Raw genomic sequence first — 22,607 nt, 5'->3', positions numbered from 1 at the left:
ATAGGTTAGGGTTCAATTTTACAAATGAATTTTATATTGTAGATGGATATTTTGCAAAATTCGATTATTTGCGATATGACATTGCACGATGTCCATCTTGAAAAATGCATCAAAAATTTGATTAAAAGGGGTTACGTACATGAAGAAGTTCATCTCGTTATTAGCAATCGCCACGGTTCTTCTAACATCCGGTTGTTCCGGAACCAACACGGCAAGCAATGACTCTCCAGCAGCAACACAACCGCCAGAAGACACAACACCTGTCAAAATTCAATACTGGCATGCACACGCTGAAAACCAAATGGGCGGCGTGAAATATATGATTGAGCAATTCCAGAACAAGTATCCTCACATTACGGTTGAACCTGTATTCCAAGGCGGCTATTCCGATCTGCAACAAAAGCTGCAAGCTGCAATCGCCGCTAAAGATGTACCTGCTGTAACGAACATTGAAGTATCTGCGATCCCGAGTTTCTCCGAAAGCGGTGCGCTTGCCGACCTCGGTCCTTACATCAAACGTGACAAAGTAGATACGGCTGACTTCTCCAAAGGGATGCTGGATGCCTATGCATTCAAAGGCAAGCAAGTCGGATTCCCACTAATAGTAAGTACGAGTGTAATGGTCTACAACAAAACTTTACTTGACAAATTAGGCGTAAAACCACCGCAAACTTGGAGTGAAATCGAGGCTTACAATCAGAAAGTGACGCTTAAGGAAGGAGATAAAACAACACGTTATGCTCTCGCTGTTCCAGGTTGGGATATCTGGTACCACGATCCTTGGATTCTTAATGGCGGCGGTACAATTCTAAGCAAAGATGAAACCAAAGCAACTGTCGATTCACCGGAAAGTTTACGTTACCTTAATAATTTCAAGAAATGGTTTGATGACGGTTCCCTGCAAATTGGCGTAGGTAAAGGTGCTTCCGATACGATGCGTCAAATGTTCTTGGATGAAAAAATAGGTATGGTACAGCACTCTTCTGCTATCATCAAAACTTATGTGGAAAATGCAAAATTTGAAGTTGGCGTATCTTTTGTTCCTGGAGACAAGACTCGCATCTCGAATATCGGTGGTGCAGGAATTGTGATGATGTCAGGTGTGAAGGACAACCAAAAAGAAGCGGCTTGGAAGTTTATCAATTTCATGACTTCTGCAGAGCACAATATCAAATGGGCAGAAGCAGTCGGTTACTTACCAACTCATAAATCCTCTGTAAAAACGGATGAAGGCAAGAAATATCAAGAGAAATGGCCGCAATATAAGGCCGTTCTAGAGAACTTTGACAATGTGACACCTCGTTACCAGCATACCGCTTATACCGAATTCAGCAACTTGTATAAAGATGCCATTAATAAAATGGTTCTTGAAAAAGGCGATCCACAGAAGGTAATGCAAGAAGCTGTCGTAAAGATGAACAAAGTGTTAGCAGATCAATAATCAAACAAAGGTCAATAACTGTAGGTGCGAACGTTATATTCGCACCTACAATTCTTATGATGAAACGGGGTAAGAGGATGGAACCATCAAAAGATGTGAAATTGCACACCACACCAATCAAACCTAAACGATCGTACTATCAATTATTCGAAAAATGGAAAGACTTCGCATTCGCTGCTCCTGCACTTATTTTTCTAGGTATATTCGTGTATTATCCGCTTCTATATTCTCTATTCTTAAGCTTTACGAATTGGAACATGGCGAAGCCTGCGTGGAAAATGATCGGTACTGAGAACTATGAGAAGCTTCTAGTAAGCGAAGAATTCTATAAAGTCTTAGGCATTACATTCAAATATACCCTTATCGATGTTGTGCTGACACTTGTGCTTGGTCTACTCCTGGCACTGCTTCTGAATTCGACTCGCAAAATATACAGCTTCATGCGCATGATCGTATTTATGCCCTACTACATCTCAATGGTTATTGCTGCCATGATCTTCGTCTGGATTTTCAACACACAATATGGAATTGCCAATATGGTCATCGGTTGGTTCGGTTATGATGCCGTAAACTGGCTTAATAACCCCAATACAGCTTTATGGTCACTCATTATCGTTTCACTATGGAAAAGTGTTGGCTTTGCTATGCTTATCTTCATTGCGGGTCTTCGCGGAATTCCAGTGGAATATTACGAGGCTTCAAGTATTGATGGGGCATCCAAGGTTAAACAATTCATTCGGATCACGCTTCCCCTTCTATCGCCTATTACACTTTTCCTTGTAGTGACGAATTTCATCTCCTCCATGCAAGTATTCCAGTCCATTAATGTCATGACTTTAGGTGGACCACTCGACTCCACAAAAGCGATGGTGTATTGGATTTATGAGATGGCTTTCAAAGAGTTCAAGACTGGCAGAGCATCTGCCCTCGTCATTATTTTCTTCGTCATTATCATCATTTTCACAATCATACAGTTTGTCGTTTCTAAGAAACGAGTTCATTATGAAGGGTAGGTCAAATTGATGGCAATTCGAATTTCCAAAACAATTCAATTACTTATAGCGATTGTTGTCACACTGATCATGTTCTTCCCCATCTATTGGCTATTTGTTACATCCCTAAAGTCCACTGCCGAATTGCGTAGTGCAATACCTTCTTTCTGGCCAGAAATGTTCAACTGGTCTAACTATGCAGCTGCATTTAAGAAAGCACCTTTTGACCGTTTCTTTGTGAACACAGTTATCCAAACAGTCGGCATTCTCGTCTTGCAGATTAATATTGCGATTATGACGGCGTATGCTTTTGCTAAAGGAAACTTCTGGGGTAGAGACAAAATTTTCTTACTCATTCTTGCAGCCTTAATCATTCCTGATCAAGTCACATTCGTACCGGTATATGTCATGCTTGCCAAGTTAGGATGGTTAAACTCATTTGCTGCGCTAATCGTCCCCCATGCAGCATCTGCATATGCCATTTTCCTATTGCGACAAGCTTTTAAGTCGATTAACAATGATGTGATTGAAGCAGCGCGTGTAGATGGTGCAAGTCGGTTACATATTTTGTATAGAATCTTGGTCCCTATGGCTAAACCTACGATCAGCACACTGATTGTACTTACATTTATTTCAAGTTGGAATTCCTACTTCTGGCCACTCATTATGACGAATACAGATAGCATGCGCGTACTGACAGTCGGTATCGCATTCATGAGAGAGGCAATTGCCGGGGATGAAGCACTCAACTTCCACTTTATCAGTGCTGCAAGTATTATGGTCATTCTGCCGATTGTACTTGTGTTTGTATTTGCACAAAAGCATATAGTTGCGGCAATGGCGAACTCCACATTTAAATAAGAGAAGGTGAATTCGTATGACAAATTCTGAATTCTTAATTATGGCACATCGAGGCAGTATGGGGCATGCACCCGAGAACACATTAGCTGCATTCCAATTAGGAGTTGAACAAGGTTGTAATGCCATTGAACTCGATATTCATCTATCCAAAGACGGTGAGATTGTTGTCATCCATGATGAAACGCTAGAACGCACTACGAACCTTACGGGGTATGTCAATGATTATACGGCTGCGGAGCTAAAGCAAGCAGATGCTGGCAGTTGGTTCCATGAAAAGTATGCTGCTGAGTGTATTCCACTTCTTGAGGAAGTTCTAGATCTTGTTTCGACGGATTTCTTACTAAATATAGAAATTAAACATTCTTATAACGGACAGCTTGAACCTACATTAATTGAATTGCTTAAACGCAAGAATCGTATGGAATCTGTCGTTCTGTCTTCTTTTAACCTCAAAAGTCTTAAAGCTATTAAACTGGCTGAACCCGACATCAGAATCGGAATTATATACAACGTCAACGTCGTTCAACATCGGGAATTTGCTAATTTAATGGGAGTTCCCGTCTACTCCCTGCACCCTAACTTTCACAACATTGATCCAGAAGATGTCCTAGATGCTGTATCGAGTGGAATTCAAGTATTTCCTTACACCATTAACGACGCGGAGCACATGAAACTCGCCATCTCTTGCGGTGTATCAGGTATCATCACGAACTATCCTGATCGCTTGCGCTCCATCTTATCAGGCGAATAATAGCTGTGGGAAGACATCCGGAGGATAATATGAAGCAGTTTAAGCATGTATGTATGATGACCCTGTTCATTTGGATCGTTCTTGCAGGTTGTTCCACTTCTGAGAAACCTATACCAAGTGCTGCAACATCGATTCCAACATCTAGTTCTGTAACAACACCTGCACCCGTTCCTAACAATGATCCGTTAAAAGTAACACAAGAGGATACGAATATTAAGTATCGCATTAACAAACCTGAATTCATGCCATTTATTGAAAAAGCGAAGCCTGGCCCAATCGTTCCCGGCCTACTCCAAGACTATATCCCGCAAGGTATCGCTTATATGCAAGAACAAGACTGGATCCTCGTCTCCTATTATCGTGAAGATGAGAATCCAAGCTTGCTCGTTGTAATTGATGCCCAAACCGGCAAACACTTAAAGTCGCTCCAATTATTCCAAGCAAACAAGGAGCCTTACAAAGAGCATGCTGGCGGTGTAACGGTCAGTAAAAAATACGTATGGATCTCTTCAAACAGTAATATGTATTATTTGAAAAAAGAAGATTTGGTTCAAGCTGAGCCAATCGGCAAGCTGTATATGGCAGGACACTTCAAAACTGACGTTAGAGCTTCATTCACAACGTACTCTGATGGAGTCCTATGGGCAGGTGAATTTGCCAATGGCACAGCAGATTACCCTACAGATCTGTCTCACCATATCACAAGTGATCGCGATCAAACCACCTATCTCGCATGGGCAGAGGGCTTTCAGCTGGATGAACAAACCGACCTTCCAACTAATCAAGCAAGTAGCGCAGGTATTACCGTTCCGAGCTACGCTCTTGCGATTCCAAATCGTATCCAAGGAATGACAGTACGTCATGATCAATTGATCTTAAGTGAATCCTTTGGTCGCAATACAGAAGGTTCGCTCATTATTCATAAGAACATTCTTCGTGAAAAACCACATAAAGAAGTAGATTTCAGCGGGAATAAAGTGCCCCTATGGTTTCTTGACAGCAGCAATCGAGTCACAACCATCTCAGGTCCTCCCATGACGGAAGGAATTGTAGATAATAAGAATACACTCTATGTATTGTTTGAATCAGGTGCTAATAAATTTAGGAGTTCGGGCAGCTATCCCTTGGACCGCATTTATACGTTAGAGTTAGAATGAAAAAGGTACGACCGTCTCTTAACCGGTCGTACCTTTTACTATTACTACCTAAAATTCGGTACTTGCCACACGACTGGCGTATCTTGTATTTGTTCTTTTAACCAATTCGTCGTGATCTTCTTAAACAGAGCCGGTTCGCCCGAACAGAAAAACCGGTGTACAGGTGTTTCATCATTCTTCGCCAAGTATCGCCGATGATTCAGAACCGTCGATATTTCACTCGCAGTCTCATCCGCAGACGAAATTAATAACACCTTCTTGCCCATGACTTTACGGATTTGTTCGGACAAAAATGGATAGTGCGTACAACCAAGCACCAAACAATCTATCGGTTTATTCCTCAGTTCTTGCAGGGAATCTTTCACAATCTGTAGGGTTGCAGGTCCTTCGAAGTGACCACTCTCAACAATTGGAACAAGCTGTGGGCATGCATGGGAATACACAGTTGTCCCTGGAGCAATGGATTTCAGCGCCCGCTCGTAAGCACCGCTTCGAATCGTTCCAACCGTACCAATGATTCCAATCGTTCCACTGCGAGTTGCCTTAATCGCTGCCCGCGCACCCGGACCAATTACACCAAGTACAGGGATAGAGACTCGTTTACGAATATCATCCAGCGCGACTGCTGTCGCCGTATTGCAAGCAATCACAATCATTTTTGGTGAGAATCGCATCAGATAGTCCACAATTTGAGTCGTAAATAATTTTACTTCTTCAGGTTGTCTCGGGCCATATGGAGCACGAGCCGTATCGCCGAAATAGATGATTTTCTCTTGCGGAAGCTGCCTCATCACTTCTTTTACAACGGTTAATCCTCCAACACCAGAGTCCAATATGGCTATCGCTTGCTGCACAAAAACACGCTTCCTTTTCCAATAAAATCTTGCAACATGCATATCGTTAGGATATGTGATAGGAAGTCAAAAGGTACCACATGCATGTGCCAAGAATTATGGGTTTAGCGATTGCCACGAGCCGCTTTCATCACACAAATTTGCAAAATAATAATAAGTGCGAATGCAATCCATGCTAGCACTGGAATTGTAATGAAACCAAACCAGTTGATATAGTCCGTGTCACAAGGAACTATTCCGCACTTCGCGCTGACATTCTTCAGCCAATCTGTCTTTTGTAATAAAACATGATAGGTAGAGAAGCAAATACCAACAATTGCAACTGGCAATATGTATACATATTGTTTAATATCTTTGCGTACGGCTGCAATCGCAATCATAATAACAAGCGGGTACATGAGAATGCGCTGAAACCAGCACAGCTTACAAGGTTCATAGTATAGAATCTCTGAAAAATATAAACTACCCAGCGTAGCAATGAGCGCAATTGCCCACGACATAAACATCCCGTTATCCAATATAAATTTTTGTGTAGATTTATTCATGTTGTAGATTCCTCCTCTACTTTTTTTCATTCTTTTTCAAGATACCTTATAATGTGATTTTAGGGTAGTGAAAATTGATGAAACCTTTTGAAAGCCCATGCGTCTATATGTTTGTTGTCTTGCTGATCTTACACATATTGGAGGTACTTCCTAAATGCCCTCTAGCAACCAGAATCCTAACTTAAGAGCTCGTCCAGCTAACGCTGCACCACCGCGTCCTAGGCGTAAACGTAAAAAGAAAAAAAGAGGTGGAATTCTATTACCTTTCTTCCTCATTCTACTTGGCATCGGTATTCTCAGCTCAGCTTGGTTCTTCTTAACACCATCAGGCTCGAACCTACGGTATATGCTTGCAGATACGCTCATCACAACCCAGCATCGAGAATGGGCGAAATACATTATCGGTAAAGACGAACTAGATAAACGTGTCGCTGACTATTTGAATCAATTCGAAGAAATGGGTAAGGTTAAAGAGAAGCCCGAGCTCGTGAAGCCGAATAAAGGCACCACAACTGCCGCAGGCAAGAAGCCCAAGGATGCTGTAACCATTGAGCCCATCGAAGGTAAAGGCTTCAAAGGCCAACTGCTTACGATCCGTGATCCGAAGATGCTGCGTCTAGTCGTCACCCAGAACCCGAACAAAGGCGAAACAGTCTCCTCCATGGTGAAACGTACAGGCGCAATTGCTGGCGTGAATGCAGGTGGATTCCATGATCCCGAGTGGAAGGGTAACGGCTTTCAACCAGAAGGTATCGTTATCTCCAATGGAAAACTCATCTACAATGATGGCAACATGAACTCTTCTTTTCATATCGTTGGGATCGATAAAGAAGGACGCTTAGTAGCTGGTAGATTTAAAGTTTCAGAGATTATGCAGATGAATATTCAAGAAGGTGTTTCATTCCCTTCTAAATTTATTGCCAACGGCAAGGGGCTAATCAAAAGTCAAAAAGAAGGTTGGGGAATCGCCCCTCGAACGAGTATGGCGCAAACGGCTGATGGCACGATTCTATTCGCGATTATCGACGGCAGACAAACACATAGCCTGGGTGCCAGCTTATATGATATTCAACAAATCTTCTTATCGCGTGGTGCGATTACAGCAGCTAATCTAGATGGTGGTTCATCGTCGGTACTTGTCCATAATAACAAGATCGTGAATAAACCTTCTAGTGAATATGGCGAACGTTATCTACCGACTGCATGGCTCGTATTTGATGATCCCGCGAAAGTGAATGTGAAGAACATCTGGGCAGGACTTGATCCTTCGAAGATTGACCCTTCTAAATGGTAGTGATAAATAACGAGAAACAGGAGCCAACCCCCTTATTGGCTCCTGTTTCTATAAGTCCTGCTTATTTGCGACCGATGAGTACGAACTCCTCTTCGAGCTGATCTTCAATAACTTCTACTTCTACTTCAAAGTCCGTAGCTTCCTCATTCTGCAATTCCTTGCGAAGCGCTCTACGATTACGAACCCCATCGGCAATGCCGCCAGCAACATCCTTCGCTACACCGACCCACTCCGAAGTATGGTCACCTACCACTCTAGCGATCTCTTGTGTTTTGTCACCAACTGCAACTGCGATCTCTTTTGTCTTCTCACTAACTGTATCGTATCCATCCGCAATATCTGCTCTTAATTCACGACCGGATTTCGGTGCCAACAGTAGAGCTGTAACAGCACCCACTGCACCGCCAACTAAAGACCCGATGACCCAATCCTTCACTCTTTGATTCGCCATGTCAATCACTCCTTGATATGTGTTTCGGCTTGTTCCTTACCCAGTGATTTAATCCGCAGTTCTCTGCATTTGCGATAAAGTTCGGTGCCAAGTGTGAACCAATCGACTGCCGCCTCCGCAGCAGTTGCCTTCATCTCCGCTTTCTTCTCTGCTTTAGCCGGTTCACCAACCTTAGATAACCAAGTACTTATACGACTCAGTGACTCCGTAAACTCTCGAACCACTTTTCCAAACCCGCTAATCGCTTCAACAACACCACGTAGCGATCGAGCATCCAGATAGATCTCTTCGGATAATCCACGCCATGATCGCATCAGTTGTCTGGAATGTTTCGCCGTTAAGTCGATTGTCTCTGATGCTTGAGATAGCGTTCTCTCCATATGTCGCAAGGTTCTCTTGGCTGCCCGTAGCGTAATAATCAGATACACGACGAGTACGATAAAAGCAACTGCTGCGCCGACTGCGCTCCATTCATATACATTCAACACTTGAACACCTCCTTATTCTGTATCCCTCAATCTGGGTATTCGCCTAGAAGATAATTACAGTATAGGTATCCGCCCAGCATTTGGTGACAGCTCCGCATGAAATATTTTTACAAAAAGAAAACCGTCCTCCTTAAGAGAACGGCTATCCATGCTTATTCAATTATTCATTTAACAAATAGGCAATCATCTGCTCAGACGTCGATCTCAGGAAATCCGGCATATCGCTTCGCTCTGTTATCAAACCAAAGTAATATCGATCCTGCGTGTCACCCACACGATTGTATTGCAACACTTCCAGATTGCCAGACAACTTGCTTATCAACTGCTCATACCACTGTGCATGCGTCATCATATCGGTAGAAGTCAAGTGGAAGACTCCTGTTAACGCATGATCGATTACATAACGCAATTGCTTGGCCAGATCCACATCTAGCAGATTATCGCATTCCAAATCTGCATAAACCACGATCGGTTCAATTGTCTTCATACTGCTGTAAATCGCGTCTAATCGAGGACAATGCTTACCCCAGATCGCTGGAATCCGAATGATGATCGCACGATCACCGAGTAAGCCTTGGAGCACCTGCTCGCACGTTATTTTAAATTTACCATAATCAGTTTGTGAAATTGGAATATCCGTCTCTGCATGATGACTCGAGTAATCCCCATCGAACACATTCGTCGTTGAAAAATAATACAACCTGCTGTTCGTCTCATTTAGCTGAAGGGCAAGATCACGATGGAATTCGAGCTGCTTCGTGTAGTCTCCACGCATACATGAAATGACGATATCAGGTTCAGTATTCCGAATCCATTCTAAGCAGTCCTCATATTGATTCACGTCAAGCTTACATTGCCTATGAGCTGGTAGCCCAGCTAATTTGGAATAATAAGTACCGTATACATCATAATCACCCTTACAAGCCTCTACGATCGCCGATCCAACCAAACCACTCGCTCCAAGTACTACGACTTTTTGCATGAATATTTCCCCCAATCACAAGTATATGCTCTACAGATATAAACGAATGAAGCTCATATTAAGATATGGTTGTGATATACAATTTCATGCTTATTGCAGTCTAAAGCAGTTTAATCTGAGAGATAACTTGACGTAACACCTCTTCGGTGTCAGATGCTTGTATGACAGTAGGAGCTTGCATATAATGCTCGCCAGCATGCTCATATCTTGGATCGTAGTAATGCTCAAGTAATAGCTCAATTGCTTGTGGATAACGACCTGTTAACAAGCTGCTTTCAATCGTTGCAGCAATAGGCGTATGAATCCGCTTTTGGATATGGGCAAATGCATCCATACAAGCTTCTTTATGCGCAGCAGGATCATAGTCTTTCATAATATTAAGGACACGTTCAGCGACTGGAATATCAATGAGAAGCTGAACACCTTGCTCTTTAGCATCCATTAGGAACTGTGGTATGACCACTTTACCTAGTCGCTTACTCTCGGCTTCAACAATTACATAAGGGGAATCTTGATGTTGAAGAAGCGCTTCCACAAGCAGTGCATCGAACACTTTCTGGTTATGAGGATGTAGGCCAATTGCACCGAAGATCGAGCCTCGATGTCCAGACAGCGCTTCCAGATTCAGAACCGGGTAACCCTCATCCTCCAACTGCTCTAATATTGCTGTTTTCCCTGTTCCTGTGTTCCCGCCAAGTACAACACACTTCGGCTTCATCTCATACGACTCTAGCGTCGATACCACCCATTGTCGATAGGAGCGAATGCCTCCTGCTAACCGGCTTACGTGAATATCCATCAATGATAGCAGCGTTGCAGTCGTCTTACTGCGCATGCCTCCACGCCAGCAGAATACGACTTTACGACCCGGAATCGCTGCAAATTGCTTAATAAACGAAGGCAACTTTGCTGAGATAATCTCAAGTCCTCGTTCTTTCGCCTTCTGAATAGACACCTGCTTGTAGATCGTCCCAATCTCTTTACGTTCTTCATCATCGAAAAATGGGATGTTGATCGCACCCGGAATTGTGAACTCTTCCCATTCACTACGTGATCTCACATCAATTAAAGTCATATCTTGTTTCTTCCGCTGTTCTAGTAACTCTTCTATTCGAATGTCTTGAAACATATTGTGTACACCCTGCAATCTATTTTTGGAATAAAATCGATTCTTCAACCATGATTTGGCCGTGATGGTCGTCTACTACTTCACCAATCATTTGTGCTTCTACACCCGCTGCAACGAGATCAGCTAACAATTGATCTGCACAATTCGACGCTGCTGCGATCAATAGACCCCCGCTCGTTACCGCATCACATAATACATATTGGCTCACTTGATCTAAGGATGACGCAAACGTAACCGACGGCTCTAAATGCGCGTAGTTGCTCTTCGTTCCACCTGGTACACAGCCGCCTGCGGCAATTTCATGCACGCGAGGTAACACAGGTACTTGAGCAGCGCCGATGCGAATACCAAGGTTACTTCCTTTTGCCATCTCAGATGTATGACCAAGTAGTCCAAAGCCTGTCACGTCTGTACAAGCATGAACGTCATAATCAGACATCACTTCAGCTGCAGTCTTGTTGAGTGTTGTCATCACTTTCGTTACACGTGCAATTTCCTCAGGACTTAACAGATCACGCTTAATTGCTGTCGTCAGGATGCCTACACCGATCGGCTTCGTCAGAATCAAGCGGTCTCCTACTTTCGCACCTGCATTCGTACGAACTTTATCAGGGTGAATTAGACCTGTTACCGCTAGACCGAATTTCGGCTCATTATCATCGATCGAGTGTCCGCCGACAAGCGTAGCTCCCGCTTCGCGTACTTTATCTCCTGCCCCGCGCAAGATTTCTCCCAAGATCGATTTATCTAATTTATGTATAGGAAAAGCTACAATATTGAGTACAGTAAGCGGCTTGCCACCCATCGCGTATACATCACTTAGCGCATTCGTCGCAGCGACTTGTCCAAATTCATACGGATCATCTACAATCGGCGTGAAGAAATCAACCGTCTGTACAAGCGCCATATCATCTGTTAAGCGATAGACCCCTGCATCATCACTCGTCTCAACACCGACAAGCAAGTTCGGATCACGTTCCGCCTTCGGCAATCCTGCTAGTACACTAGATAGCTCACCAGGGCCAATCTTGCAACCGCAACCACCTTTGGAAGAGTAAGAAGTTAGTTTCACAGCTTGTCCGCTTGATTGTTCATTCATCGTTATTCACATTCCTTCCCATACTATCAACGTTTTAATCTTGTCTCTATTGTAGTAAGCTAATAAGACAAAGTCCAATATGTGAAAAGGAGAACAACCATGAATAAAGAACAAGGATTGCAATTATTGGAACAGACTCGCGTGATCGCGATTGTTAGAGGTGTTGAACAGAAACATATATCCGCTGTTGCTGGAGCGCTGCTTGCTGGCGGCATTTCCGTGATGGAGGTTACTTTAAATACGCCAGGTGCAACGGATATGATCAAGGAACTTCAAGCTAATTATTCGGACAAAATGTTCATCGGCGCAGGTACAGTCTTAGACATGGACGATGCCAAACTTGCCCTTGATGCTGGCGCAGCCTTCTTCGTTACACCGAATACAGACGAGGACGTTATTCGCTTCGCGGCAGAGCATAGCATTCCCATCTATCCAGGTGCGATGACACCTACCGAAGTCGTTAAAGCTTGGAAAGCTGGAGCAACAGCTGTGAAGCTTTTCCCAACAGGTTCGCTTGGCTTGACTTATTTTAAAGACGTACAAGGTCCACTCTCCCACATTCCAATGCTAGCTGTAGGTGGTGTACGGACTGACAATATCGCAGACTACTTCGCTGCTGGCTGCTATGGGTTCGGTGTCGGCGGTTCGCTCTTCAACAAAGAGGATATAGCTGCTGGTCGTTATGAATCTGTAACGAATGAAGCACGTAAAGTAACCGATTGTGTACAAGCTTGTCTGAAGTAAATAAGATCGTATATCTAAATACAAAAAAGTGCCAAAACCTCTTGTAGGCTCGGCACTTTCTTCTTAATACATTTCTTTATGTATGAAACTTCTTACAGACGCTTCAAAATCAGGCAGTACAGTTGGCAGCTTCGCCGTCATCGGATGTAAGCCATCACGACTCCATGTTGTATATTCCTGAACAAGCGGCTTACGCAGCTTCACGAGCTCAATCAAATGCACGGCAACATCACTCGAGAATGCCTGCTCCCCACGCAATATTTCAACGATATCTTCATAAGACGATGCATCTCGCAGAATAAAGCCATCAATTAATAACGATCCAATATCCGTAACCGTCTCAATTGCTAAATGCAGCACACGCTCTTGTGCAAGTTGGTTAAGATGATTATTCATATCAACCTGCTCTAGCTCTTCGCATGCCTTAACAAGCTCAGGAATGAATTGCAATCTGGATTCGATTTGTTCTACGTTAATAAAATACATTGTTATTTCCGTCCTTTTCTCTTCTGCCATTTCGTCCATAGTAACATTCCAACAAAAAAGACAATAACAAGCACGACAAGCAGCATCGCTTGCGAGACATATTCCCAGCTTACTGTTTTTTCCCCACTCATGTGCGTCACCTTTCATGCCTAACCGATTTTTCAACTAATTCTCAGTTTAGCCCGCTCCTAGTAAAGCGTCAAGACAATCGGCGGCATGTTCAAGATTCGTACGCATTTGTAAAATCCACTACCCCTTCATTTTGGCCAAAATAACCCATTTACGCTGCTGACGCTTCGAATATTTAGGTAAACCTCGGTAAAGCATCGAAACCTCACGAAACGCTTGCTTCGCCTTCTCCTCCTGGCCCATCTGCTTATAGAGCTGGCCGAGGACATAATAGGCTTCACAAGAGGATGAATTCATATCTCGGAATAGATCCAAGAACTGCTTCGCTTTCTGTGCATCTGTATCTGCATATGCTTCCGCCAGTCTTAGGTAAGGTTCACCATACTGCACCCTTGGATTGAGCTCGAATGCACGTGTAATCATCGCTTCGCCTTCCTGAAGTGAACCGAGCTTAATCAAGCAAAGTCCAAGATCCGCATGAATATCTGCGGAATCTTCCATTCGTCCCTTGGATTCTACGAGCAACTGCCGCGCTTCTTCGTATTTCTTTTTGCCAATTAATAGTCTGGCTAGTTCAATCTTACCTGATGTGTAATGCGGATTCGATCTTAATTCATCCCGTAACTTGCGAATACGACTGCTTGCTTTAAGCGGCTTCAAGATACTCGGCATAAATCCAAAAAAACTACGATCTAGTACATATACAAGAATTAATAGTACGATTATCGCTAGAAACGGATTGCCTAATAGGTACCAGAGAAGACCAAAAATCGCGAATTTGGCCATGTTTCACCCTCCCATACTTCCCCATGTTTTCCAGGTCTATTTTACTATATCACAGGCGACTGAGAAACGTTCAGAAAACTGCCTTAAATGCGAAGTCGGGTTCAATGTATAATAAAGAGCAGGTATCATTATGGACGCCGGATAGGAGAATGAACAATGGATCACAAACAAGCAGAACGCTGGAAGAAAACACGTGCTATTGGACGCAACAAATATCTCCTTACATACGGTGTAATAGCATGGGGAATCATTCCTTCTGCGATCTTGAGCGTAGTTGAATTTATGAACAATGACGGGCAGATTAACCCGATGTATGTAGCCATGCGTGTCTTCGTCTTTGCAACGGTTGGTTTCTTCGTAAGCAGTGCGATGTGGAATAGTCGTGAGCGGAAGTTTAGTCAGGTAGCTGGTGGACGTAGTTAATTGTTTTTATAAAAGGATATAAAGAAGCAGCCTTCTCAGGAGAGAGAGGCTGCTTTTTTTGATTTGAACCATAAACAAAATCCATAAATTACAGTGACAAGTAGAACGCCAATCGCATCCATCCCCACGTCAACGACTAGACCGGATCGTCCTTCGACAAAGGTTTGATGCCATTCATCGGAAGCGGCGTAGCCAATGGCAAGGATCGCAGATAGGAACAATACAAAAAGTGTAGAACGATTGTTAAACAACAGAAGAAATAACTTAATAAAGATGTAGGTTAACAACGCATATTCGGAGATATGCCCTAGCTTACGAATGAAGAATTCCAGCATATCGTAAGGCTTCTTGTAGGTGACGATACCGTGATTATAGTAGAATTCAACCTTCGGCAAGATGTTATTAAGGGTACTTTCAGATACGTACTCCGCAAGCTTCGGTCTCATATCTTGTTCATGGTAAGGCTCAGCTGACTTGTAGAAGATAAAGCCCATCCAAACAATAGCGAGTACTAACCATATCTTAGTCCGATGCTTTCTATAGAATGTCATCGGCGTCACGCTTTACTCGAGGGAATTGCATCTACATCGTCATCCTCACGAATGTCATAGCGAGGCATCGCGGGGCGGCTTGGCCCGTTCCCTTTATTTTTCAAACTCATCAGAATGAACAAATCGAATACGAGCGCATTCACGAAGGCGATCCCATATACAATCACGCCGAATTTCACGGCAAAGAGTACATCATCTACTGTCCGTAGCCATAAAATCGAACCTACCGTGAACCCAATATTAAGGAGCGTCGATACACCTAATGCAAGACCGAACTTCTTCGTTCGCGACATCAATAGTACCCCAACACCAAGCGTTACTATAAAGTTAACGCCCATTAGAATCCAGTACAATAAACCATTAGACACTGCAATATCACTCCTGAACCTAGCATGTAATATATTAAGGTTAGCATGAAAAATTTCCCTTGTCGAACATGACATTTTTGTGTAAAATATTAAATGCTACTAACTATACGGGGCTATAGTTTAGGGGGAAAACAGGTCGCTGGCAGCGATCAGTCGGCGGTTCGATTCCGCCTAGCTCCATATCATAAAAAATACCTTATACATCGGGATTCCCGGTGTTTTTGTTTTTTTCGGAACATGAATGATTTAAAATCAAAAATGATAAGAATGGAGACTTGTGGGATGAGAATGTATACAGACCCTAAAGACAAAGCTTACGAACAGATAATTGATTTGGCGATAATAAATTCAGAATATTTTGTGCTTAGTGAGAAAAATTCAGCTGATATGGCACGGGGCAATTACGTAAGCGCATTGAAAATGTTGAATCCTTACCTAGAGAAGACAATCGTAATACAAGGCAATATCATGGATGAATTGAAACAAATAAGAAATACCTATCGTAGCCATGCCTTTTATACCGCAGGAACCTACTATTTATATAGATGCTGTGAAGAAAGTGGGAACCTACTGAAGCAAATGGCAAACCGCCTGTCGGATTGGATTTATCCAAACCTGCCGGAAGACTTGTGTTTCTTGAAAGAAGGTGGCGGAGACTATCTTTACTCCGTAGTTCATGAACATATGTATGGTATGGAAGTAACGGAGGAAGAAGCAATCGAGCTGATGGATCGGATTACAGGTCTATTCTTGGAATTGAAGGCTCACCAGAACTTCGATCGTCTGCTAGATGACGCTATTAAGCACAAAACCGACTGGTTATATATAAGTAGGCATGGGTTGACAGAGTTACCTGAGCGAATCCGGGAGCTGACAGAGCTGCGTGATCTAGAAGTTTTTGAGCAGGACCTTTATCGCCTACCCGAAGCGCTGTTCGAGTTAAATAAGCTTGAACGTCTTAGAATCATGACGGCAAATTTAGAGGCTATTCCAGCATCAATAGGCAAGCTGAAGAATCTAAGAGAGCTTAGCATCCATTGTGCGAGCTCTGATCGACCGACACTCGAGTGGCGAGCCAAGCCTAAAGAAGATATCAGCTTAAACTACATCCCCTCAGAGATTGGAGAACTGGAACAACTCGAGCAACTTACGATTCAATACACCTCGATCTATGAGCTACCGATCGAGTTAGAGAAGCTGAAGCAACTGCAAATTTTGGACTTAGGAATGTCTATGATCAATCAGAAACCTGATTTCCTAAAAGGTATGAAGCAACTGAAATTCATTAATGTGTCACAGGATTCGTTATGGTAACGATTGGGCTAGAGATATGATAGCACGTGATTCCTACCTATCAAATGCCGGGAGACAAAATAATCGCCATTCTCTAAATTTATGGAGAACAGCGATTATTTTTATTTGCTCATTAATATTGAGGTAATCATAGTTCGACCATTCCGACAGGAGCTTCTGCACGATCGGAAGTGGTGCGCTTGAGCGTTACGGCTAATAACAGGCTAACTGCTGCAAGCACAGCTAACACAATATAAGTATTATGATAGGCGTGCGTCATGGCATCAGGCATTGCTGTTTCGCCTTGGCTTACATAATGACTCGTACGGCTCACAATGAATGTAGTAAGTCCTGCCACCGAGAAAGAAGTAACAACCTGTTGAGCTGCACTCGTCAGAGATGTAACTCGGCCGACAAGTTCTCTTGGAGCATTCTGAATCAGATGGGTGTTCAAGGCAAGGAACGATATCCCCATTCCTAATCCGATCATGGCCCGGGGAACGAGGAACATCCAAGGACTGTTGCTAGGATCGATGAAGGAGAGAAGAAAAGCTCCGATTCCCGCAAACACCAACCCCGTAATAACCAGAGGTCTTGCTCCGATTCGGTCGTATAAGCGACCACCAATTGGCATCGCGATTCCCGCTGCAATAGCGTGCGGTAATGTCCATAAACCGGCTTCTAGAGCGCTCATCCCCATTAATTGTTGCATGAAATATGGTACAGCAAACACAATTCCGAACATCGTGAACTGCAAAGCCCATTGCAGCAGGATACCTCGTGTAAATTGGGAAGAACCGAAAACTCTCAATTCCAGCAAAGGTTCATTCTTACGGGTCAACTCAACAATGACAAATAAGATTAATGCTACAGCGCCAACAGAAAGACCGATGATCGTATTCGTAGATTGCCAACTTGTGCTTCCCTCGCTTATGCCGTAAGAAAGGCCGCCAAAAGCAAGAGGTGCAAGCACCATCCCAAACAAATCGAGCGGAGCCGAAGCCTTCTTCGCTAAGTTCGGAAGCGACGAAATACACATGAACACTCCAATGATGCCAATCGGAACATTAATCAGGAATATCCACTGCCAATTGACATAGTCGATCAAATAACCGGAAACAATCGGCCCGAATGCTGGCGCTAGTAGTACGGGAATTCCCATCATACCCATGATTCGACCGACTTTATCCGGAGGACTCAAACGATACGTCATTGAAAAGGCAATCGGCATTACCATGCCTCCGCCTAGCCCTTGCAAAACTCGGAAAAAGATGAGCTGTTCAGCTGAGATGGCAAACGCACATAAAACCGAACCAAGTGTGAACAAAATGATGGAAATAATAAAGATCAATTTAGCTCCAAATCGGTCCGACATCCAGCCGGCTAGTGGAATAACCGCCGCTTGCGCGAGCGCATATCCGGTAACTGTCCATTGAATGAGACTTAACGTGCTGTTGAAGTCTTTTGCGAGCACAGGAATGGCGACATTGACGGCCGTCGTATCCAGAATAACCATGAACATTCCGATAATTAAAGCGATCATCGGTACAATTAAAGATCGCATGGACAACGGTTGTTCGGAGCTAAGTGACTCGGAATTCATAGTCATAATGATCTCCTCCATATTTGTATTAATTTCATAAGAGTAATTTAGCACATCACTTATACGAAGTAAACAAAAAACGTTAAATTAGTTTATTTTGTTTAGGCGGTGTAAATAATTATGATTTACGTTATACTTGTTTACATAGGCAGGAGGCGGGAATACATGATGGATTGTGAAGGTCTCGATGAAGCAGAAGCTAAGAAACAAACAATTAAATTAAAGCATGTTATTAAAATATTGCCCTATATTCAAAAACATGGCTTCAATTCATTGAAAATGGATGATGCCGCCAAATGTATGGATATAAGTAAAGCAACCATGTATAAGTATTTTTCTTCTAAGGAAGAGATCATTGAATCATTGGTTCTTGAATCCATTAACTACATCGATCAACTGGTGCTGGAGGAAACACCTTCGAAATTAATGGCACAATCGGAACCTACCCATAAGGAATTGATGCTCTATGGTGAAACTTTTAACACAACTTTTAAAATATCAATAAAGCTGGCTTATTATTTAAGCAATGTCTTTCTTGATGATCTAAATAATACTTTTCCTGAATTAGCGACTAAGCTTGTGGAAGGATTAGAGCGTTGCCGAAAAAAGCTAATCTCTTATTTTGACAGCGGTATGGAGCTCGGTGTTTTTCATCAGTTAAATTCCAGAATGCTTCTTATCCAATTGGACGCCGTATTAAGAGAATTGTTGGATCCTAAGCTTCTCATGTTGCACAATGTGACATTAAAGCAAGCTTTGCTCGATTTCTATCAAGCGATGAAGCATCAGGTCTTTAGCGAACAATGGATCCATGAGGATCAGCCTGGGATTGAGCCGTTTATCCATGAGTTCATATTGAGAAAGCTTTCGAATGAATAAGCTTAGTTACACTTAACAAACCATTACACGCAACCTGACAGGGGTTGCGTTTTTTGATGTGATTATTTTACGAAGGCTACGATGCAACAACCATCATTGGTTCCGTAATAAAAACAAAAAGAACGTGGCCAAATGGTCATGTTCTTTTTGTTTCCCGGATTTCGAGATTATCTTGATACATTTATTTTTTTTCGGAAATATCATTAAAATAAACCACTTCTTCATTTGATATCATATCTATTAGTTGTGGAGACGCCCAATATTGACCATTGTATTTAACAACGTCTCCCGACGCCAGATACTTTAGTAATGTGGCTATATCCCCTGTGCTATATGGCACCCAACCTGTCAGATCTAAGTTGCCATTAGACTTCTTAGATGTAGAAGAAGCTTTTTTTTCTGCTACTTTAGCTTTTGCTTCTGATTCTGATTTCGCCTTTGCTTCGGCTTCAGCTTTTATCTTAGATTCCAAATATGTATCAGCTAGTTGAACAAATGAAAATAAACTTTCTTTTACTTTATCTTGTTTAACGTCGTTTATTTTTGCTTTAGCATTTTCAATTTCTGTTCGGGCAATGTTTTCTTTTACATTGGATTTTTCTGATGATGTAAATAAGGCATCAACCATCTTCGTTGCAGTTAAAATCTGTTCATTTTGAGTATCTGCATCATTAATTTTAGTCATCATTTCATTCACGAAGGAAGGCTTATCCGACTTAAGTGTATCTAACTGATCTTTGTAGGACTTAGTGTCACTTGATTCAACAATTGCCCCATTTTTATCAAAAAGTTTATCTATATTTTGTTTTATTGTGAACATCTTCTCCACATCACTTAAGTCTACTGAAGCTTGATTGAGTAATTTAGCAGCTTCTGACGAAAGTTCTTTATTATTCATATTAACAAATAAGTCACGCGTACTTTTTATCTTGTCATCGTTAACTTCAACTGCAAGATTCTTTTTTTGGTTGTCAGTATAAAGGGAGTTTACTTTCTCTTGGATCGTGTTAATCTCAGCTAATATAGCCATCTCTTTCTTCGCTTTATCATCATTAATCTTCCAAATAACGAACCCGGAAATACCTGCTACTAGTAATACAGCTACAATTGAAATGATTATTGTTTTTTTCATGCAAAATCTCCTTGGTTTTTAACATGGTTATAATACATGCCATTTTTATACAACATTAATAAATCAACTATGGAAAAGTGTTTTGCTGGCTGTTTCCTCAAAAATACATCTCCTCTTAATTGGTTAAATATACCTATACATTATAATACAATTACGAAAGATTAGAATAATAGTTTCATAGTATCTTTCTAATCAGAAACAACACTTACACATTGTGTGTTTTATTATTCTAACTTAATACACTAGCTACATTTGAAGAATATCCCATATTAAACTATAATCTACCTAACTATTCTGCTAGTTTGCAAGGAGGCTACTCATGCGTTCGTATTGGCTATGGCTGTTATTACTCATGGCGACGTGGCTGTTCGCATGGCTTAGTCTGCCTAACGAGTCAGCGATGATGCCATGGCGGCTTGTCGTGATCTCGATGTTCTTCGCTCTTTACTTTTATGCTGCTCTGCTTCGTAAACATCCCTATTCACTTGCCACTGTTCTAATCGCTGCATCCGTGATGATTACAATCGCGCTATGGCCACACAAAGTGGGTGAACCCGCAACCTATACACTTCTCCTCTACTCCCTAATTGCAGGTAAAGCCATTTACCGATTACCAATCCTACACGCTAGCTTCGTCATAGTTACAATCCCTGCTAATCTTGCAGCACCTTGGGTTTTAGGTTATCCTTCCTATCCACTGCCATTTGCTATTCTCTATACAGCTATCCTCGCTGCTGGTTTTGTCATGTACAGTACAACAAAAAGCAGACTCCAAGAGATCGATGTTCGAAATGCTGCCCTTCTAAGTGAATACCGCTCCTTAAAGCGGCGTATCGCATCGGACGAGGAAGCAGCCCGTCAGGAAGAACGCACTCAAATCGCAAGAGACATTCACGATTCAGTTGGTCACAAGCTAACTGCGCTTCTCATGCAGCTCGAAGTGTTTCGGATGCAATCAGGTGAAGAGCTATCTCCTCGGATTCAAGAGCTCAAGTCGTTAGCCAAAGATAGCCTCGAAGAAACGAGAAGCGCGGTTAAGTCGTTAAAAGAGCAAGAGATAGCGGGTCTGACTGCGATACTTAGTATGATCAGAAGGCTTGAAGCCGAGCATTTTATGCGTATCCATTTTACCGTGATGCATGGGGCGTTAACTGCACCTCTTAACACCACGCAATCGTTCGCTGTCTATCGAGCGGTGCAAGAAGCGCTGACGAATATCATGAAGCACAGCGAGACAAGAGAGGCTGCGATCACATTCGAAGCACCTGGTGGAAGCGTGTTCCGATTCGAAGTCATGAATCGTTTAAAGAATAAAAAATTCGTACGAGAAGGATTTGGACTGAAGTCGATGCGAGAACGAATGAAAGAAGCCGGTGGTACACTTGAAGTGTTCGCAAGTAAGGACTCTTTTGTAATCCGAGGTGTCATTCCTATTCTTAAAGAGAGAGGTGTTGCCGAATGATCAAGATCCTACTAGCCGAAGACCAAACGATGGTCAGACAAGGATTGAAAATGATGATTGAAACAGATAGGAGTATGCGAGTGACTGGCGAAGCTGCAAATGGTAAAGAAGCGGTGAAACTATGTGAGACGCATTCATTTGATATAGCAGTAATAGATATTCGTATGCCGGAGATGGATGGCTTGGAGGCAACTCGAATCATTCGATCTCGCTGGCCGAGCTGCAAAGTGCTGATCCTTACTACATTTAACGATGACGAATATGCCGTTAAAGCTCTGAAAAGCGGTGCAAGCGGTTATATGCTTAAAGATGCAGAACCGGCTATGCTCATCCGCTCCATTCGCAGCTGTTTATCTGGCGGTATGGCACTACAAGACGATGTTGCAGCTAAGGTCATTCCTCGCCTACTGAAGTCTGAAAAGAATAGCACCGTCAATGAGTCCATCACCCCACGGGAGCTAACTATTCTTCGTCTTATTGGTGAAGGTCGCAGCAATAAGGAGATTGCTGACCAACTTGGATTATCCGTTGGGACAGTTAAGAATCATGTCAGCCAGATCATGGATAAACTTGAGCTGAGAGACAGAACACAATTAGCCATTTACGCGATTCAGAATAATGTTGTCTGATCGACCATGACTGAAGTCATGGTTATACATAAAACGAATGACGGAAGGCAGTGTGAGCACTGTCTTTTTGTATATACA

26 protein-coding genes and 1 tRNA gene are annotated in these 22,607 nt (G+C 42.6%); 13 read left to right on the top strand and 14 right to left on the bottom strand.

Features of this window, described 5'->3' with window-relative positions; all coding sequences use genetic code 11:
- Positions 1 to 139 precede the first annotated feature (139 nt).
- The 5 genes from NV379_RS14420 (at position 140) to NV379_RS14400 (ending at position 5,202) form a co-directional block, all read left to right on the top strand.
- On the top strand, positions 140 to 1,441 hold the full coding sequence (locus NV379_RS14420) for an ABC transporter substrate-binding protein (RefSeq protein WP_258208015.1): 1,302 nt from the start codon (positions 140 to 142) through the stop codon (positions 1,439 to 1,441).
- Between the two features lie 77 nt (positions 1,442 to 1,518).
- Positions 1,519 to 2,454 (top strand): carbohydrate ABC transporter permease, encoded by a 936-nt coding sequence (locus NV379_RS14415; RefSeq protein ID WP_258208014.1) that lies wholly within the window; start codon positions 1,519 to 1,521, stop codon positions 2,452 to 2,454.
- 9 nt (positions 2,455 to 2,463) lie between these two features.
- Complete coding sequence (locus NV379_RS14410; RefSeq protein WP_258208013.1) at positions 2,464 to 3,294, top strand: carbohydrate ABC transporter permease; 831 nt, start codon at positions 2,464 to 2,466, stop codon at positions 3,292 to 3,294.
- 16 nt (positions 3,295 to 3,310) lie between these two features.
- Positions 3,311 to 4,045 carry a glycerophosphodiester phosphodiesterase gene (locus tag NV379_RS14405; RefSeq protein ID WP_258208012.1) on the top strand — a complete coding sequence of 245 codons (735 nt, stop codon included), beginning with the start codon at positions 3,311 to 3,313 and terminating at the stop codon, positions 4,043 to 4,045.
- A 29-nt stretch (positions 4,046 to 4,074) separates the two neighbouring features.
- On the top strand, positions 4,075 to 5,202 hold the full coding sequence (locus tag NV379_RS14400; protein ID WP_258208011.1) for a hypothetical protein: 1,128 nt from the start codon (positions 4,075 to 4,077) through the stop codon (positions 5,200 to 5,202).
- A 44-nt stretch (positions 5,203 to 5,246) separates the two neighbouring features.
- Here NV379_RS14400 and racE read toward each other — a convergent pair whose 3' ends face one another.
- Positions 5,247 to 6,056 (bottom strand): glutamate racemase, encoded by an 810-nt coding sequence (gene racE, locus NV379_RS14395; RefSeq protein WP_308860292.1) that lies wholly within the window; start codon positions 6,054 to 6,056, stop codon positions 5,247 to 5,249.
- Between the two features lie 104 nt (positions 6,057 to 6,160).
- Positions 6,161 to 6,601, bottom strand: a complete 441-nt coding sequence (locus NV379_RS14390) for a disulfide oxidoreductase (RefSeq protein ID WP_258208009.1) — start codon at positions 6,599 to 6,601, stop codon at positions 6,161 to 6,163.
- A 154-nt stretch (positions 6,602 to 6,755) separates the two neighbouring features.
- Between NV379_RS14390 and NV379_RS14385 the strand changes: the two genes are divergently transcribed.
- Positions 6,756 to 7,895: a phosphodiester glycosidase family protein gene (locus NV379_RS14385; protein ID WP_258208008.1), complete on the top strand. Its 1,140-nt coding sequence runs from the start codon at positions 6,756 to 6,758 to the stop codon at positions 7,893 to 7,895.
- A 61-nt stretch (positions 7,896 to 7,956) separates the two neighbouring features.
- Here NV379_RS14385 and NV379_RS14380 read toward each other — a convergent pair whose 3' ends face one another.
- The 5 genes from NV379_RS14380 to selD form a co-directional block, all read right to left on the bottom strand.
- On the bottom strand, positions 7,957 to 8,346 hold the full coding sequence (locus NV379_RS14380; protein WP_258208007.1) for a YtxH domain-containing protein: 390 nt from the start codon (positions 8,344 to 8,346) through the stop codon (positions 7,957 to 7,959).
- A 5-nt stretch (positions 8,347 to 8,351) separates the two neighbouring features.
- Positions 8,352 to 8,834, bottom strand: coding sequence for a DUF948 domain-containing protein (locus NV379_RS14375; RefSeq protein ID WP_258208006.1), 483 nt, complete (start codon positions 8,832 to 8,834; stop codon positions 8,352 to 8,354).
- Between the two features lie 160 nt (positions 8,835 to 8,994).
- A complete protein-coding gene (locus NV379_RS14370; protein ID WP_258208005.1) occupies positions 8,995 to 9,816 on the bottom strand; it encodes a sugar nucleotide-binding protein in 822 nt (273 codons plus the stop codon).
- Between the two features lie 100 nt (positions 9,817 to 9,916).
- Positions 9,917 to 10,945, bottom strand: coding sequence for a tRNA 2-selenouridine(34) synthase MnmH (gene mnmH / locus NV379_RS14365; protein ID WP_258208004.1), 1,029 nt, complete (start codon positions 10,943 to 10,945; stop codon positions 9,917 to 9,919).
- 19 nt (positions 10,946 to 10,964) lie between these two features.
- On the bottom strand, positions 10,965 to 12,044 hold the full coding sequence (gene selD, locus NV379_RS14360) for a selenide, water dikinase SelD (RefSeq protein ID WP_258208003.1): 1,080 nt from the start codon (positions 12,042 to 12,044) through the stop codon (positions 10,965 to 10,967).
- 99 nt (positions 12,045 to 12,143) lie between these two features.
- On the opposite strand from selD, the gene NV379_RS14355 reads away from it, so the two are divergent.
- On the top strand, positions 12,144 to 12,788 hold the full coding sequence (locus tag NV379_RS14355) for a bifunctional 4-hydroxy-2-oxoglutarate aldolase/2-dehydro-3-deoxy-phosphogluconate aldolase (protein ID WP_258208002.1): 645 nt from the start codon (positions 12,144 to 12,146) through the stop codon (positions 12,786 to 12,788).
- A gap of 63 nt (positions 12,789 to 12,851) precedes the next feature.
- Here NV379_RS14355 and NV379_RS14350 read toward each other — a convergent pair whose 3' ends face one another.
- The 3 genes from NV379_RS14350 to NV379_RS14340 all read right to left on the bottom strand — a co-directional run bounded on the left by NV379_RS14350 (position 12,852) and on the right by NV379_RS14340 (position 14,189).
- Positions 12,852 to 13,274, bottom strand: a complete 423-nt coding sequence (locus tag NV379_RS14350) for a DUF86 domain-containing protein (protein ID WP_258208001.1) — start codon at positions 13,272 to 13,274, stop codon at positions 12,852 to 12,854.
- A 2-nt stretch (positions 13,275 to 13,276) separates the two neighbouring features.
- The gene (locus tag NV379_RS14345) at positions 13,277 to 13,405 is read right to left on the bottom strand and encodes a hypothetical protein (RefSeq protein ID WP_258208000.1); all 129 of its coding nucleotides are present in this window, start codon (positions 13,403 to 13,405) and stop codon (positions 13,277 to 13,279) included.
- Between the two features lie 118 nt (positions 13,406 to 13,523).
- Complete coding sequence (locus NV379_RS14340) at positions 13,524 to 14,189, bottom strand: tetratricopeptide repeat protein (protein ID WP_258207999.1); 666 nt, start codon at positions 14,187 to 14,189, stop codon at positions 13,524 to 13,526.
- Between the two features lie 156 nt (positions 14,190 to 14,345).
- On the opposite strand from NV379_RS14340, the gene NV379_RS14335 reads away from it, so the two are divergent.
- Positions 14,346 to 14,612 (top strand): hypothetical protein, encoded by a 267-nt coding sequence (locus NV379_RS14335; RefSeq protein ID WP_258207998.1) that lies wholly within the window; start codon positions 14,346 to 14,348, stop codon positions 14,610 to 14,612.
- A gap of 35 nt (positions 14,613 to 14,647) precedes the next feature.
- Here NV379_RS14335 and NV379_RS14330 read toward each other — a convergent pair whose 3' ends face one another.
- Positions 14,648 to 15,163 (bottom strand): VanZ family protein, encoded by a 516-nt coding sequence (locus NV379_RS14330; RefSeq protein ID WP_258207997.1) that lies wholly within the window; start codon positions 15,161 to 15,163, stop codon positions 14,648 to 14,650.
- A gap of 5 nt (positions 15,164 to 15,168) precedes the next feature.
- A complete protein-coding gene (locus tag NV379_RS14325) occupies positions 15,169 to 15,531 on the bottom strand; it encodes a hypothetical protein (RefSeq protein WP_258207996.1) in 363 nt (120 codons plus the stop codon).
- A 109-nt stretch (positions 15,532 to 15,640) separates the two neighbouring features.
- Here NV379_RS14325 and NV379_RS14320 point away from each other — a divergent pair.
- A tRNA-Ala gene (locus NV379_RS14320) sits at positions 15,641 to 15,711 on the top strand.
- 102 nt (positions 15,712 to 15,813) lie between these two features.
- Positions 15,814 to 16,845, top strand: coding sequence for a leucine-rich repeat domain-containing protein (locus tag NV379_RS14315; protein ID WP_258207995.1), 1,032 nt, complete (start codon positions 15,814 to 15,816; stop codon positions 16,843 to 16,845).
- 127 nt (positions 16,846 to 16,972) lie between these two features.
- On the opposite strand, the gene NV379_RS14310 is transcribed toward NV379_RS14315, so the two are convergent.
- Positions 16,973 to 18,433 (bottom strand): DHA2 family efflux MFS transporter permease subunit, encoded by a 1,461-nt coding sequence (locus tag NV379_RS14310; RefSeq protein ID WP_258207994.1) that lies wholly within the window; start codon positions 18,431 to 18,433, stop codon positions 16,973 to 16,975.
- A 159-nt stretch (positions 18,434 to 18,592) separates the two neighbouring features.
- On the opposite strand from NV379_RS14310, the gene NV379_RS14305 reads away from it, so the two are divergent.
- On the top strand, positions 18,593 to 19,306 hold the full coding sequence (locus NV379_RS14305; protein WP_258207993.1) for a TetR/AcrR family transcriptional regulator: 714 nt from the start codon (positions 18,593 to 18,595) through the stop codon (positions 19,304 to 19,306).
- 181 nt (positions 19,307 to 19,487) lie between these two features.
- Here NV379_RS14305 and NV379_RS14300 read toward each other — a convergent pair whose 3' ends face one another.
- The gene (locus tag NV379_RS14300; protein WP_258207992.1) at positions 19,488 to 20,438 is read right to left on the bottom strand and encodes a toxin Cry1Ac domain D-VI-related protein; all 951 of its coding nucleotides are present in this window, start codon (positions 20,436 to 20,438) and stop codon (positions 19,488 to 19,490) included.
- A gap of 319 nt (positions 20,439 to 20,757) precedes the next feature.
- On the opposite strand from NV379_RS14300, the gene NV379_RS14295 reads away from it, so the two are divergent.
- Positions 20,758 to 21,900: a sensor histidine kinase gene (locus tag NV379_RS14295; protein WP_258207991.1), complete on the top strand. Its 1,143-nt coding sequence runs from the start codon at positions 20,758 to 20,760 to the stop codon at positions 21,898 to 21,900.
- A complete protein-coding gene (locus NV379_RS14290) occupies positions 21,897 to 22,529 on the top strand; it encodes a response regulator (RefSeq protein WP_258207990.1) in 633 nt (210 codons plus the stop codon). Before NV379_RS14295 ends, NV379_RS14290 begins: the two co-directional genes overlap by 4 nt.
- Positions 22,530 to 22,607 lie beyond the last annotated feature (78 nt).

The sequence above is a fragment of the Paenibacillus radicibacter genome (assembly GCF_024721995.1).
In the GTDB taxonomy this organism is placed as follows: Bacteria; Bacillota; Bacilli; order Paenibacillales; family NBRC-103111; genus Paenibacillus_AM; species Paenibacillus_AM radicibacter.
Note: the sequence above shows the minus strand (reverse complement) of the source record. Positions and strands in the feature narration are given on the sequence as shown.